The sequence below is a fragment of the Arthrobacter sp. NicSoilB8 genome, assembly GCF_019977355.1.
Classification (GTDB): Bacteria; Actinomycetota; Actinomycetes; order Actinomycetales; family Micrococcaceae; genus Arthrobacter.
This window is the reverse complement of the sequence record NZ_AP024655.1, coordinates 495,612-509,508: the sequence shown is the minus strand read 5'-3', so window position 1 is coordinate 509,508 and position 13,897 is coordinate 495,612. Positions and strand designations below refer to the sequence as shown.

Here is a 13,897-nt window from a genome sequence, read left to right as displayed (position 1 = left end):
GTGGCTTGTTGCCTAGTGGCTGATTCTTAGTAGCGCAGGTGCGCTAGATGAGTTCGATCCGGTTCTTCGCCGCCAGCCCGGCAAAAGCGCGGGCCGCGGAACCGAAGGCTACCGGGCCGGAGAACCCGCCGAGTTCATGGGCGCTGGCCAGGTGCGGCTCCAAGGAGGCGAAGCCGGTGTAGCCGTCGGCCTTCAGCGCGGCGATGGTTTCATTCAATTCGCCGTCGCCCTGCCCGGCCGGGACCACTTCGCCACTGGCCGCCAGCGCATCCTTGACCTGGAAGTACTCCAGGTAGGGACGCAGCATGGCGTAGCCGTCGGTGTGGGGCTTGACGCCCACCTGGACGAAGTTCGCGTTGTCCCAGGCGATACGCAGCGACGGCGAATCGACCGACTTCATGATGTCCAGCACGCGCTCGGGCGTATCGCCGTAGATGCCCTTTTCGTTTTCATGCAGAAGCACGACGCCGGCCTCCGCTGCGAGCGCCGCCAGCGCCGTCATGCGGGCCATGACGTCCTCGCGGATCTCGTCCTGGCTCCGGGCCTCGGCCCGGTAGAAGGAGAAGATGCGGATGTACTTGGTGTCCAGCGTCCTGGCGGCATCGATAATCTGTCGCAGCCGCTGCACTTCATGCTCGACCGGGAGGGACACATCAACCTTGCCGATCGGGCTGGCGATGGCCGAGACTACGAGGCCCTTGGCGTCCAGAACGGTCTTGAGTTCGACGAGCTGTTCCGCGGAAAGCTCGGAAACGTTGGTTCCCCAGGCGCTGCGGACTTCAATATGCCTGGCGCCGATCGCCAGCAGCACTGCCGCCTGGATCTCGGGATCGGGGTCAATCTCGTCGCCGAAGCCGGAAAGGGTGAAGGTTGTTGGTGCTGACGCTGTTGTCAATTCAAGCTCCCGCTTCAGGTGTCCCGCCGCTCGGGCGGGGTGAGTCAGTTCACAATGATGTTCTTGGGGCGAGTCTAGTCCCAGCGCTAATTCTTGACAACCGATTGCCAAAAGTTTGCAATTGTGCCAATCTTTGTTCACGGCGCCAATGTGGCACGGCTCACCCGGCCCCTTCCCCGGGTGCTTGAGGCGATCCGGGCCCGCCGGCGTCGGGCAGCGTTCCGCACCTGCTCAAGGCCCCTTGCTGAGAGGCATCGCCCAGAGACATTTGCCCGTGAAATTTGCCCCGCCATATTTGCCCAGTGACATCGCTCAGAGAGGAGCCCCGTGTCGATTCGACCGGACCAGGCCGAGCGGCCTGCCACCATCCACGACATTGCGGCGTTCTGCGGCGTTGCAGCCTCCACCGTTTCCCGCGCGCTCTCGACGCCCGATCGGGTGAACGTCCGGACCCGGGCGCGCATCGAAGAAGCGGCCGCCAGGCTCAACTACACGCCCAACAGCCAGGCCAAGGCACTGAGTTCCGGCCGCACCGGCGCAGTGGGAGTCCTGGTGCCGGACATCACCAACCCCTTCTACTTCGATCTCATCCGGGGGACACAGCTTCAGCTCAAGGCGGCCGGCTACACCCAGTTGCTGGTGGACACGGAGGAGTCCGATGAGGTGGAAGCAAGTGCCATGGAGCAGCTCCGCAAGGGGGCTGACGGAATCATCGTGGCCGCGTCCAGGCTCAGCGACGACGTCCTTCTGGCGGCGGCGGCGAGGATCCCCATCGTTGCGGTCAACCGCGACGTGCCCGGCGTGCCGGCTGTCATCATCGACACCCCGTCGGCGACCAGCCAGGCGCTGGACCACCTGATCTCGCTGGGACACACCCGCGTGGCCTACGTAGCAGGTCCGGCGTCGTCGCAGTCCAGCGAGCGTCGGTGGACTGCCCTGTCCGCGGCCGCCGAAGCGCGCGGGGTGGAGGTTCACCGGCTCGGCCCCTTCGCCCCCACCACGCAGTCCGGCGCGGCCGCCGCGGATGCCGCCGTGCACAGCGGGGTGAGCGCCTGCATCGCTTTCAACGACCTCATCGCCATCGGCATGCTCCAGCGGCTGAGTGCCCGCGGGATCCGTGTGCCGGCGGACATGAGCATTGTGGGCTGTGATGACATCTTCGGAGCTGACTTCTGCAATCCGCCCCTGACCACCATGGCTTCCCCGATCGAACAGGCGGGCCGGGTGGCCGTGTCCATGCTGCTGGCACGGCTGAATCCGCTGGCCGGCGGTGGGCGACGCAGCCGCTCGGTCATGCCCACGCATTTGACGGTGCGCGGCTCCACCGGTCCGGCGCCGCAGGCGGGATAGGGCGGGCCAGCAGGTTGGTGGCCGCGCGGCGGTTCCAGTCCTGCGCGGCGGTTCCAGTCCCGCGCTGCGCTCCCGGCCCCGCGCTACGCGGATCCGCGTAGCGACGGCGCGAAAGCGTAGCGCCAGTCGCGAACCGCCGCGCATTTCCGACGTCGGAGCCGCACCTCGCCCGCCGGCCCGGCCGGCGCAGCCCGCCCGGCCGCAACAGTTGAGTGTGGTTGACAGCGCTGGCTAGGCTGTGAGGCATGCGTGAACTCCAGGCGAAGATCATCGAAGAAATGGGCGTGCAGCCCCGGATCGACCCTGCCGGGGAGGTGCGCAAACGCGTGACGTTCCTCAAGGAATACCTGGCGGCCACCCACACCAAGGGATTTGTCCTGGGCATCTCGGGCGGCCTGGACTCTTCCCTGGCCGGGCGTCTGGCCCAGCTGGCGGTCGAGGAGCTCGAGTCAGAGGGCGTCGAGGCGAACTTCGTGGCCGTTCGGCTTCCCTACGGTGTCCAGCACGATGAGGACGACGCCCAGGCGGCGCTGGACTTTGTGCGCGCCAAGACCGAATGGACGTTCAATATCTCGGCCGCGGTGGACGGCTTCGAGGATGAGTTCCAGAAGACCGTCGGCACGGAGATCTCCGATTTCCACAAGGGCAACACCAAGGCCCGGACCCGGATGATCGCCCAGTATGCCCTGGCCGGCGAGCACAACTACCTTGTGATCGGCACGGATCACGGCGCCGAATCCGTCACCGGCTTCTTCACCAAGTTCGGCGACGGCGGCGCGGACATCCTGCCGCTGTTCGGGCTCAACAAGCGCCAGAACCGCGCCCTGCTTGCCGAACTCGGCGCGCCGGCCCGGATCTGGGAGAAGATCCCGACGGCGGACCTCCTGGACGGCACACCCGGCCGCATCGACGAGGACGAACTCGGCGTGAGCTACGACCTGATCGATGACTACCTCGAGGGTCGCGACGTGCCGGATGCGGTTGCCGAACGGATCGAGGGCATGTACCTGCGGACCCGCCACAAGCGCACTGTCCCGGTCACCATTTTCGACACCTGGTGGAAATAGTCGGTACCCCCCGAGGTGATCCGGCGCCAAGAGGCACCTGCCGGTGCCGCAATGCGTAGCCTGCCCTGTTCCGGCCCCTACTCCCGAACTTCGACGGTGCCGACCATGCCCATGAAGTCATGCAGGGCGCAGATGTACTTGAACTCACCGGCCGAATGGAAGGTCACAGTGAAGTGGGCGCCCGGCGGCATCAGCCCGGAACTCAGGTCCCCGCCGGTGAAGTGGCCGGGGTCGCCGATCGGTGCGAAGATGTTGGCTGGCTCCTTTCCGAACGTGACGGTGTGCGGGGCGCCCATGCCACTGTTGAAGAATGTCACGCTTTCACCGACCTTAATCTTGATCTCCTGGTGCACGAACCGCATGACCATGGAGGTCCCGTTATCCGTGCCGGCAATGACCGTGTGGTTGTTGGCTTGGTCGCGGGCCGCGTCCCAGGACTTATGTCCGTCGCGCAGGATACTCTTTTCCTGCTTCTTGGCGTGGCGGTCATACTGCGACTGCGTGTACGGGTAGTCCGTTCCAGCTTCCCGGACATGGACCATACCCTTCATGGCCATCCCGTGCACCAGGCAGTAGTACATGAATTCACCCGTGGCCGGAAATTTCAGCGTGTACTTACCGGATTCCTTGAAGCCGCTGTTGGACACGCTGGACATGACTCCGGAGCTGAAATATGTCTGCCCGTCGTAGACGTTGCCGCCCTGTTTGGAGATTTCTTGCGGATCCGTGGGGTTGAACGGCTGCGTGGAGTCCAGTGATTGGCCGGCGGCCAGGAACGTGACGGTATGGATCTCGGCGGAGTTGGCCTTCCAGGCCACCTTGTCGCCGGCGTTGATGTAAATATGCTCGGGCAGGAATGCCATGCCTTGAATGGCCTGGTCTTCGGATTCGGATCCGACCTGCACGGTCCACGTCCTTGAAGGCTTGCTGCCGTTCGCCTGGGCGGCGCCGCTGACGGCCAGCGGCAGCACCAGCGCCATGACGGCAGCTATCAGGAGGCGCAAAAGGCGCGGCTTTGCATGTATTGCGGGGTGAGGAGCCATATGACTCACTCCTTTGGGGGAATTCCAAATGTACGGCCGGAGACCGGCCTGGTGTTCGTTTCACGGCCGACGTCGACCACGGCGCCGGCCGGCGCCGGCGGAAGGCGCGTCCGCCGTGCTGTTCCTCCCCTGTGACCCCTTGGCGGAGTCGTGGAACGTGGCCGCCGGACCGTGCCCGCTGGCCGGGCACTGGCGATCATATCGGTGCGGGCAACCTCAGCTCACAAAGCGGCAGCTGAAGTCTCCTGATGCAGTTACCATCGTGCTCCGCGGCCCTTGTTTTGTCGAGCTGTCCGGGCAGGCCCGCAACGCACAACGACACGCCGATGGGCCCGCTCAGATGCCCTGCAGCTGCGTCGAGATCCGGTGTGCCTCGTCCATGAGCAGCCGCCCCAGCTGCGGGCGCCGGTCCTCTCGGAAGCGCGGCTCGATGCCGGTCAGGGACAGCGCCCAGGCAGGGCGCCCGCGCTGGTCGAAGACCGCGGCGCCCATCCCCCAGCTTCCCTCGAGGACCAGCCCCGGATTGACCGAATAGCCGGCCTGCCGGGTTGCTTCCAGATTCGCCCGGACCAGGGCCTCTGTGTGCGCGGCCGCAAAACTGCCGGCGTGGGAGGCCCAATCCGCGAGCAACTCTTCCTGCTCTTCCGGCGGCAGGAACGCCATGATGGCGGTGCCCGCGGAGGCGACGCCGAGCGGAAACCGCACGCCCTCATGCAGCACGAAGGAACGGACCGGGAAGCTGCCTTCCTCCCGGAGCAGGCACACCGTCTCGTTCCCGCGGCGGATAGAGAAAAACGCGCTCTCGCCGGTCTCTTCGGCGAGGCGGCGGAGGCTCGGCCGCGCAATGTCCTCCAGCGGGAACCGTGCCGAGGCCACGGACCCCAGGAGCAGGATCTCGGGGCCCAGGACCCAGTTGCCCGTGCCAGAATCCTGGTCAAGCAGCCCCTCGGCCGCCAGGGAGCTGAGCAGCCGGTGCACCGTGGGCCGCGTCAGTCCCGATTCACGCACCAGCTCCACGAGCGGACTGCCCTCCGGTTTCCGGCCGACCATACGCAGCAGGGCGGCGACCCGGCTGACCACCTGAGCGCCTTGGATCGGTGCTGCATTCATCTTCTTGTCTCGTTCCGTCTCGAAAATCAACCCTTGTATCCATATTATGGACAGTCTCCAGCTTAGCGTCCACACTGTAGAAACCGCCATTTTTGAGCTTATTTTTCGCATTGACAGTGGCCTGCGACACACCATAGGCTCGCTGTTCAGGCGAGGAGTCCACAAGGTGGATTCCCCGGCGTTGATAGCAAGTAGGAGCTCAATGAGGAGATGCAATGTCAAAGGTGAAATCCGGGGCAGCAGCCGCGCTGCAGGATGTGCTGCGGGACGGCATGACGCTCGCCGTCGGCGGTTTTGGCCTGAGCGGGATCCCCGCCGACCTGATCGAGGCCGTGCGTGACTCCGGGGTGAAGGACCTGACGGTGGTCTCCAACAACATGGGCGTGGACGGCAAGGGCCTCGGCGTGCTGATCGAAGGCGGCCAGGTCCGCAAGGTCATCGCCTCCTACGTCGGGGAAAACAAGCTCTTCGCCGAGCAGTACCTCGCCGGCCAGCTGGAGGTCGAGTTCACCCCGCAGGGCACCCTCGCCGAGCGCCTGCGCGCCGGCGGGGCCGGCATCCCGGCCTTCTACACGAAGACCGGTGTGGGCACCCTCGTCGCCGAAGGCAAGCCGCTGGCAAAGTTCGACGGCGAGACGTATGTTCAGGAACGCGCCATCAAGGCCGACGTCGCGCTCGTCCACGCGCACACCGCCGACACCGACGGCAACCTGATCTACCGCTACACCGCCCAGAACTTCAACCCGGTGGTGGCGACGGCCGGAGCCGTGACGGTCGCCGAAGCCGAAGTGATCGTGGAGCCGGGCCGGCTGGACCCGAACCACATCGTCACTCCCGGCGTGTTCGTCCAGCGCCTCGTCCAGGCCAGCGGCCGTGTCAAGGACATCGAACAGCGCACCGTCCGCCCCCGCCCCGCCGCGGCCGCCACCGTGCCGGCCTGAACACCGCCCCATTCCTTAGCGCCCCCTTCTTTAGCGCTCCCTTCTTCAGCGCCCCACCCTTTCCTGATTTTCCGAGGAGTATCACCATGGCTTGGACCCGAGATGAGATGGCTGCGATCGCGGCCGAAGAACTGAACGACGGCGACTACGTCAACCTTGGCATCGGCATCCCCACGCTGGTGGCCAACAACCTGCCCGAGGGCGTCCGCGTCGTCCTGCAGAGCGAGAACGGCCTGCTCGGCATGGGCCCGTTCCCCTACGAGGGCGAGGAAGACGCCGACCTCATCAACGCCGGCAAGCAGACCGTCACGGTCCTGCCCGGCGGCAGCATCTTCGACTCCGCCACGTCCTTCGGCATGATCCGCGGCGGCCACGTCAAGATCGCGATCCTGGGCGCCATGCAGGTCTCCGGGAACGGCGACCTCGCCAACTGGACCATCCCCGGCAAGATGGTCAAGGGCATGGGCGGCGCCATGGACCTCGTCGCCGGCACCCCGCGCGTCGTGGTCCTGACGGAACACAACGCCAAGGACGGCACCGCCAAGATCGTTACGGAATGCACCCTGCCGCTCACCGGGCTCAGCTGCGTGGACCGCATCATCAGCGACCTCGCCGTGTTTGATCTGGACAAGCCTGAACAGGCGACAGGCGGCGGGCGTCAGCTCACGCTCACCCGCCTCGCGCCGGGCGTCACCGTGGAGGAACTCCGCCTAAAGACCGAGGCCGCGTTCGACGTCGCACTCGAAGCATCTGAAGTAACTGAACAGACAACAGCATTCGAAGGAGCCACGGCATGAGCCTCAAGGACCAGTTCGGCAAGGACGTGCTACTCACCGGCTGGGGCCACAGCCGGTTCGGCAAGCTCACCGATGAAACCCTCGAATCCCTGATCGTGCAGGTCGCCACCGAGGCGATCGGCAATGCCGGGATCGAGCCCGGCCAGATCGACGAGATCTACCTCGGCCAGTTCAACTCCGGCATGATGCCGCTGGCCTTCCCGTCCTCCCTGGCACTCCAGGTCTCGGACCAGCTGGCCAACGTCCCTTCCACCCGGGTGGAGAACGCGTGCGCCTCCGGCTCGGCCGCGTTCCAGCAGGGCACCAAGTCCCTCCTGGCCGGCACCGCGAAGACCGTCCTGGTGATCGGCGCCGAAAAGATGACCCAGGCCGGGGCCGACGTCGTGGGCGCGGCCCTGCTCGGCGCGGACTACGACATGGCCGGCAAGCCCTCCACCACGGGGTTCACCGGGCTATTCGCGGAGGTCGCGAAGCACTACGGGAAGCGCTACGGGGACGGCAAGCTCGGCGACGTCCTGGGCACCATCGCGGCGAAGAACCACCGAAACGGCGTGGACAACCCCTACGCCCAGCTCCGCAAGGACCTCGGCGAGGACTTCTGCCGCACCGTCTCGGACAAGAACCCGATGGTGGCCGATCCGCTGCGGCGCACCGACTGTTCCCCCGTCTCCGACGGCGCCGCCGCCGTCGTCCTCAGTGTGGCCCCGACCGGCGGCGTCACCGCCCCTGTGCGGCTCGCCGGTTTCGGCCAGGCGAACGATTTCTTCCCGGCCGAGCGCCGGGACCCTACCGAATTCGCCGCCACGCGGGCCTCCTGGCAGCGGGCACTGGGGATGGCCGGCGTCGGGCTGGAGGACCTCGACTTCGCGGAAGTCCACGACTGCTTCACCATCGCCGAGCTGCTGATGTACGAGGCCATGGGACTGACCGAACGCGGCCAGGGTGCCCGGGCCCTCGAGGAAGGCTGGGTCTTCAAGGACGGCAAGCTTCCCGTCAACGTCTCCGGCGGGCTCAAGGCCAAGGGCCACCCCGTCGGCGCCACCGGCGTCTCCCAGCACGTCATCGCCGCCATGCAGCTCACCGGCACCGCCGGCGGCATGCAGCTCTCCAACCCCCGCCGCGCCGCGGTACAGAACATGGGCGGCGTCGGCATCGCCAACTACGTCAGCGTCCTCGAAGCCCTCTAAAAGCAACGCGGGGTCAGATCCGGCCCGTTCCGGGGGTCTTAATGGGCGGTATCTGACCCCGCGTTGGACCAGAGACTACTTCGCGGTTCCAGAGATGGCCTCGGCACCGGCCGTTGCACAGGCTTCGTCGAGCATGCCGTCCGGAGCACCGCCCACACCAAGGCCGGCCACCGATACACCGTTAACCTTGAGCGGAACTCCACCGGCCAGGAAAAGGGTGCCGGGAAGGTCAGCGATGCTGGGGCCATTGCCGTTGATGCGCTTGGACAGCTCGCTGGTGGGCGTTCCGAAGGCGGCGGCAGTGTAAGCCTTCTGCCGGGCAGCTTCGATGGTGTGCTCTGCCGCGTTGTCGCCGCGGAGGAGAGCCTGGACGGTGCCGAAGCGGTCCACCAGCGCCACGGTGACGAACGGCAGTTTCTCCGCCTGGCACTTCGCGAGGGCCGCGCTGACCGCGTCGGCTGATGCCCCGACGCTGATCCGGTTCTGTGCCACCACCGTTTCCGGCGCGGGCAGGAGATCGACGGCGGGCGCTGCCGCCGGTACTTCAGGTGCGGTGGACGCCGGGGCGCTGCCCGCGTTGGCCGCAACGGTCAGCCCTCCGGTCAGGAGCAACGCCCCGGTGGCGGCTGCAGCAAACGTGGTGGACTTCTTCATGGAGTTCTCCTTGGAACGCGGTTTCGGGGCCTCGCCCCGGGTACCCTTTCATCCTTTCCCTTGCCCCTTGCCGCGGCATCGGGCCTTCGGCTGGGGTCGGCTCACCCCTCAGGCCAGCGGGGTCAGCCGAACGGATGAGAGACCAGGAACGGCGGGCCGCCTAGCATGGTGGGTAGCACTCCATCCACCGAAAACGGACCCCATGCCCCGCACAGCAACTACCCTCCCGCCGTCAAGTTTGGCCTCCGGTACCACCGCGGCAACCGGGCGGTTCAACCGGATCGGCACAGCAGTCCACCTTGGGTTCGGGCTGCTGTTGGTGGCGTCGGCGGTCCGTTATGTGATGCGGCACAGCCCGGCGGACAATCTCCTGGTCCTCGGCCTCGGCGCGTCCGCCTGTGTCCTGTATGCCATCATCGCCGTACTGTCCCAGCGGCGGCGTCCGTGGGCGCTGTGGATGTTCGTCCTTGTAGCAGTCTGGGCGGTCCTGGTCATTGCGGCACCCAGCTTCGCGTGGTGCTCGTTTGCGCTGTTTTTCCTGTGCCGCACGGCTTTCACGGGGGCAGTGGCCTATGTCGCCGCGGGAGCGATCGCGGCTGCAACTGCCGCAGGGCTGTTCAGGCTCAGCGACGGCAGCGATTTGGCCATGCTGCTGGGTCCGCTCGCCGTGGGCGCCTTGCTTACGCTGATCTATGACCGCATCGAGCGCGATGCCGCGGCGCAGCGCAGCCTGCATGCCGAAGTAGCCCTGGCCCAGGACCGGCTTGCGGCCAGTGAACGCCGGGCGGGCACCATCGCCGAGCGCGAGCGTGTGTCCCGCGAAATCCACGACACCGTGACGCAGGGCCTGGCCAGCAGCCTGCTGCTCCTCGAGGCGGCCAACCGCACTTGGCCTGAACCCTCCGCCCGGCAGGATCTTCGCCAGGCCAGCAGGCTGCTCCGCCAAAACCTGTCCGAGACGCGCAGCCTCGTCCATGAACTCGCATCTCCAGGCCTTGACGCCTCCCCGCTGCCCGAGGCCATGCATCAAGCCGCCGCACAGTATCTCCCCGGAGCCCGGCTGCTGGTCACCGGCGAGCCGCGGCCCGTGCCACCGGACGTCCGCCACGCACTCCTGCGGGTGGTTCAAAGTGCGGCGGCGAACATCAAACTCCATGCCTCGGCCAGCAACGCAACGTTGACGCTCGGGTTCCTCCCGGACACCGTCACACTGGATGTTTACGACGACGGCGCCGGCTTTGATCCCGCGGCGGTGGCACCGCCGTCGGGTTCGGGAGGCTACGGCCTGCGGGCCATGCGCCAGCGCGTCGAGCAGCTGGGCGGAGTATTCGCGGTGGAAAGCACCCCCGGCGAGGGGACCATCGTGGCAGCGCAGCTTCCGGCCAAAGGGGAAGAATGAGCGCCATCACCGTGCTTCTGGTGGATGACCACCTCGTGGTCCGCAGCGGACTCAAGGCGCTGCTGGGAACGCAACCTGACATGGATGTCGTGGCCGAGGCCGCCTCCGGCGAAGAAGCTTTGGTGAAAGTGGAGCAGCACTCGCCCGCCGTGGTGGTGATGGACCTGGCCATGGGCGACGGCATGGACGGCATCGAGGCCATCAAGCAGCTGCGGCGGCGCAACGGCAAACAGGCAGTACTGGTCTTCACCACCTATGATTCCGATGCCGACATCGTCCGGGCCGTCGATGCCGGGGCCATGGGATACCTACTCAAGGATGCCGCCCCCGAGGAAATCTTCGCAGCCGTCCGCGGCGCCGTGCAGGGCCAAAGCGTGATGAGCGCACCGGTGGCCTCGCGCCTGTTTCAGCAGCTGCGCAATCCGGATGAGATCCTGACCCCGCGGGAGGCTGAGCTGCTGAGCCTGCTGACGGAGGGGCTCAGCAACCGGGAGCTTGGCCAGCGGCTGTTCATCTCCGAGGCCACGGTCAAGACGCATCTCGCCCATATCTACGCGAAGCTGGGAGTGGAATCCCGGGCCGCGGCCATCGCCACCGCCCTCCGCCGGGAAGGCATGCGCTGAAACAGCCCGGCTCCCAGCCCGAGTTGCCGCGGGCGTTGCGGTTCCGGGGTTAGGCGTAGTCGTTGTAGAAGCCGCGGCCGCTCTTGACCCCCAGCCAGCCCTTGGCGATGTAATCCTGCAGCATGGGGGCCGACTTGTTCTCGGCCCCGGCCACCTCGCAATAGTGGTTCTCGATGTCGAGGACCACGTCCAGGCCCACCTCGTCCATGAAGCGGAACGGGGTGACTTCGGACTTGAAGACGTCGGCGAACAGCGCGTCCACGTCCCGCGGCTCTGCCACGCCCTCGGCCACGACCAGCAGCGATTCGCGCTTGATCGCCGCCCAGATCCTGTTGAGGATGAAGCCGGTGCTCTGCTTGCGCACCCGGTGCGGCATCAGCGCGTACTTGGGCAGCTCGGCCATGAGCAGTTCGATGATCTGCGGATCGGTGTGGCCGCTGGACATCAGCTCCACCGAACGGACCGCCGGCGGCATGTAGAAGTGCATGTTCAGCACACGCTCCGGGCTGCTCACGCCGCCGATGAATTCGGCCGAGGAAAACGAGGAGGAGTTGCTGGCCAGCACGGCGTCTTCGGCTGCCAGGTGGTCCAGGTCAGCGAAGAGAGCCTGCTTGAGGCCAAGCTTCTCGGGAACCGCCTCGACCACGAGCCACGAATCCCGGAGGGCCTCCGCGAGATCGTCCTTGGCCGCCAGCCGGACCGCCGGGCTGCCCCCAAGCTCCTCCACGGCGCGGTGGCGCTGTGTTGCGACGTACTCGATGGCCGCCTTGGCAATGGCGAGGTCCGTGTCGTAGACGCGCACCTCGGCGCCCTGGAGCGACAGCATCAAGGCGATGCGGCGGCCCAGGGTTCCGCCGCCCACAATGGTGATGGGCCGGTCCGCGATGTTGTCGGGGAGCGTGTAGGTCATGTCGATTCCTTTCAGGAGGCTGCCGGCGATACGACAGCCAGGCTAGAGCGGTTCGTGCGGGTGCCCTTGGCGATCAATACAAGGGCACCAACGGCGGCCAGCACAAGGGCCGAACCGTAGATCAGTGTGGTGTTCTTCATATCGGCGGCCGGCACCTGCAGGCCCGCTGCCCGGTTCAGCGTCCGGTTCAGAGGCCGGCCCGGATCGCCGGGGCCCGGGGGCGGCCGGGCCCGGATCGCCGGGGCCCGGGGCGGCCGGCCCCCGATCGCCCGGCTGCTCGGCTCCGAGGGGACCGCAGCGGGCCGGGCCGACTAAACTCGGTCCCAGCCCACCCACCACCATGCGAGGAGCCCCCATGCGCGCCACCATCATCCACGGTCCCGGCGACATCCGAGTCGAAGACCGCGACTACCCCACGGTCCAGCTGCCCACCGACGTCGTCGTGAAGGTTACCGCCTCCTGCGTCTGCGGCTCGGATCTGTGGCCCTACCGCGGGGTCAAGCCCACCCACAAACCGTCCGCAATCGGACACGAGTTCGTCGGGACGGTCGAAAGCATCGGCGGGGACGTGACCGGGCTCGCTGTCGGCGATTTCGTGATCGCGCCCTTCGTGGTCAGCTGCGGCGAGTGCCCCCAGTGCCGCAACGGCGTCACGGTGGCCTGCGACCGCCTGGCCGGCTGGGGCGGCCAGGACGACACCGGTTTGGGCATCGACGGCGGCCAGGGCCAGGCTGTCCGCGTGCCGCTCGCCGAGTCCACGCTGGTCAAGGTTCCGGGCGTCACCGATCCGGACGACGCCCTCCGCGCCAGCCTGCTCACGCTCTCCGACGTCATGGCCACCGGCCACCACGCTGCGCTCGCCGCCAAGGCCGGCCCCGGCCGGACCGTGGTTGTGGTGGGCGACGGCGCCGTCGGGCTCTGCGGCGTGCTCGCCGCCAAGCGCCTCGGCGCGGAGCGGATCATCGCCATGTCACGGCACGCCGACCGCCAAGCGATCGCCCGCGAATTCGGGGCCACGGACATCGTCGCCGAACGCGGAGACGACGGCGTGGCCAAGGTCCGCGAACTGCTCGGCGGCGTACTGGCCGACTCCGTGCTGGAATGCGTGGGGACCAAGGAGTCCATGGACCAGGCGCTGCACAGCGTCCGCCCGGGCGGCGCCCTGGGCTTTGTCGGCGTTCCCACCGGCGGCGCTGAGGCCCCGCTGCGTTTCCTGTTCGACACCAACATCTCGATCGCCGGCGGCATGGCCCCGGCCCGGACGTACATCCCGGAACTGCTGGCCGACGTGCTCGACGGCACTATCAATCCGGGCCGGGTGTTCGATTCGGTCATGCCCCTTGAGGAGGCCCCCGAGGCCTACCGCGCCATGGACGAACGGCGCGCCATCAAGGTCCTGCTGACTCCCTAGCAGGACTCCCGACGGCGGCGGCGCCGGATCACGCGCGGGCGCCTGCCCCTGCCTCCTACCCGTGCCCCGTCCGCCTGCCCTTGCACCCGCAAGTACGAGGGTCTAGCGTGAAGCGCATCAGCATCCGCCGCCGTCGAGGAGCCGTCATGGCCAGGTTTGTGCAGATCATCGAATTCCAGACGTCCCGCATCGAGGAGATCGAGCAACTCGGCCGCCCGTCGAGAACGGAAGGGTCCACGACCCCGACGTTCCGCCGCATCGCGGCCACCGCCGACCGTGACCGCCCCGGAACATACCTCACAATCGTTGAGTTCGACTCCTACGAGTCGGCCATGGAGAACTCCAACCGGCCCGAGACCTCCGAGTTCGCCGCCAAGATGGCCGCCCTCTGCGACGGTCCGCCGGTCTTCCGCAACCTGGATGTGATCTGGGAGGACACCGGCGAGGCCGACGCCGGGCAGTAGCTCTGCAGCAACGCTTGACAGAGTGGCCCCGCCGCCGGGCGCAAAG

The 13,897-nt window shown here is 67.1% G+C and carries 15 protein-coding genes; 9 read left to right on the top strand and 6 right to left on the bottom strand.

The window, feature by feature from the left end; all coding sequences use genetic code 11:
- Positions 1-43: 43 nt before the first annotated feature.
- Positions 44-895, bottom strand: coding sequence for a sugar phosphate isomerase/epimerase family protein (locus LDO15_RS02370; protein ID WP_223983643.1), 852 nt, complete (start codon positions 893-895; stop codon positions 44-46).
- A gap of 327 nt (positions 896-1,222) precedes the next feature.
- On the opposite strand from LDO15_RS02370, the gene LDO15_RS02365 reads away from it, so the two are divergent.
- Together LDO15_RS02365 and nadE are read left to right on the top strand one after the other, a co-directional pair.
- Positions 1,223-2,245 (top strand): LacI family DNA-binding transcriptional regulator, encoded by a 1,023-nt coding sequence (locus LDO15_RS02365; RefSeq protein ID WP_223983640.1) that lies wholly within the window; start codon positions 1,223-1,225, stop codon positions 2,243-2,245.
- A 245-nt stretch (positions 2,246-2,490) separates the two neighbouring features.
- Positions 2,491-3,312: an ammonia-dependent NAD(+) synthetase gene (nadE, locus tag LDO15_RS02360; RefSeq protein ID WP_223983637.1), complete on the top strand. Its 822-nt coding sequence runs from the start codon at positions 2,491-2,493 to the stop codon at positions 3,310-3,312.
- Positions 3,313-3,389: 77 nt separating this feature from the next.
- Here the strand turns inward: nadE and LDO15_RS02355 are convergent, their stop codons facing one another.
- Positions 3,390-4,355, bottom strand: a complete 966-nt coding sequence (locus LDO15_RS02355) for a plastocyanin/azurin family copper-binding protein (RefSeq protein ID WP_223983634.1) — start codon at positions 4,353-4,355, stop codon at positions 3,390-3,392.
- 336 nt (positions 4,356-4,691) lie between these two features.
- Positions 4,692-5,465 (bottom strand): IclR family transcriptional regulator, encoded by a 774-nt coding sequence (locus tag LDO15_RS02350; RefSeq protein WP_223987698.1) that lies wholly within the window; start codon positions 5,463-5,465, stop codon positions 4,692-4,694.
- A gap of 215 nt (positions 5,466-5,680) precedes the next feature.
- Here LDO15_RS02350 and LDO15_RS02345 point away from each other — a divergent pair, with 215 nt between their 5' ends.
- The 3 genes from LDO15_RS02345 (at position 5,681) to LDO15_RS02335 (ending at position 8,390) form a co-directional block, all read left to right on the top strand.
- Positions 5,681-6,406 carry a CoA transferase subunit A gene (locus tag LDO15_RS02345; RefSeq protein ID WP_223983632.1) on the top strand — a complete coding sequence of 242 codons (726 nt, stop codon included), beginning with the start codon at positions 5,681-5,683 and terminating at the stop codon, positions 6,404-6,406.
- Positions 6,407-6,492: 86 nt separating this feature from the next.
- Positions 6,493-7,203, top strand: coding sequence for a CoA transferase subunit B (locus LDO15_RS02340; protein WP_223983630.1), 711 nt, complete (start codon positions 6,493-6,495; stop codon positions 7,201-7,203).
- Positions 7,200-8,390, top strand: a complete 1,191-nt coding sequence (locus LDO15_RS02335) for an acetyl-CoA acetyltransferase (protein WP_223983628.1) — start codon at positions 7,200-7,202, stop codon at positions 8,388-8,390. Before LDO15_RS02340 ends, LDO15_RS02335 begins: the two co-directional genes overlap by 4 nt.
- A 75-nt stretch (positions 8,391-8,465) precedes the next feature.
- On the opposite strand, the gene LDO15_RS02330 is transcribed toward LDO15_RS02335, so the two are convergent.
- Positions 8,466-9,044: a heme-binding protein gene (locus tag LDO15_RS02330; protein WP_223983626.1), complete on the bottom strand. Its 579-nt coding sequence runs from the start codon at positions 9,042-9,044 to the stop codon at positions 8,466-8,468.
- 202 nt (positions 9,045-9,246) lie between these two features.
- Here LDO15_RS02330 and LDO15_RS02325 point away from each other — a divergent pair, with 202 nt between their 5' ends.
- Positions 9,247-10,443 (top strand): sensor histidine kinase, encoded by a 1,197-nt coding sequence (locus tag LDO15_RS02325; RefSeq protein WP_223983624.1) that lies wholly within the window; start codon positions 9,247-9,249, stop codon positions 10,441-10,443.
- Positions 10,440-11,066: a response regulator transcription factor gene (locus tag LDO15_RS02320; RefSeq protein ID WP_223983621.1), complete on the top strand. Its 627-nt coding sequence runs from the start codon at positions 10,440-10,442 to the stop codon at positions 11,064-11,066. Before LDO15_RS02325 ends, LDO15_RS02320 begins: the two co-directional genes overlap by 4 nt.
- A gap of 49 nt (positions 11,067-11,115) precedes the next feature.
- On the opposite strand, the gene LDO15_RS02315 is transcribed toward LDO15_RS02320, so the two are convergent.
- Both LDO15_RS02315 and LDO15_RS23340 read right to left on the bottom strand, forming a co-directional pair.
- A complete protein-coding gene (locus LDO15_RS02315; protein WP_223983618.1) occupies positions 11,116-11,976 on the bottom strand; it encodes a 3-hydroxyacyl-CoA dehydrogenase family protein in 861 nt (286 codons plus the stop codon).
- Positions 11,977-11,987: 11 nt separating this feature from the next.
- A complete protein-coding gene (locus tag LDO15_RS23340; protein ID WP_263428339.1) occupies positions 11,988-12,116 on the bottom strand; it encodes a hypothetical protein in 129 nt (42 codons plus the stop codon).
- A gap of 215 nt (positions 12,117-12,331) precedes the next feature.
- Between LDO15_RS23340 and LDO15_RS02310 the strand changes: the two genes are divergently transcribed.
- Together LDO15_RS02310 and LDO15_RS02305 are read left to right on the top strand one after the other, a co-directional pair.
- Complete coding sequence (locus LDO15_RS02310) at positions 12,332-13,387, top strand: zinc-dependent alcohol dehydrogenase family protein (protein ID WP_223983616.1); 1,056 nt, start codon at positions 12,332-12,334, stop codon at positions 13,385-13,387.
- Positions 13,388-13,494: 107 nt separating this feature from the next.
- Positions 13,495-13,851, top strand: a complete 357-nt coding sequence (locus tag LDO15_RS02305) for a hypothetical protein (RefSeq protein ID WP_223983614.1) — start codon at positions 13,495-13,497, stop codon at positions 13,849-13,851.
- Positions 13,852-13,897: the final 46 nt, after the last annotated feature.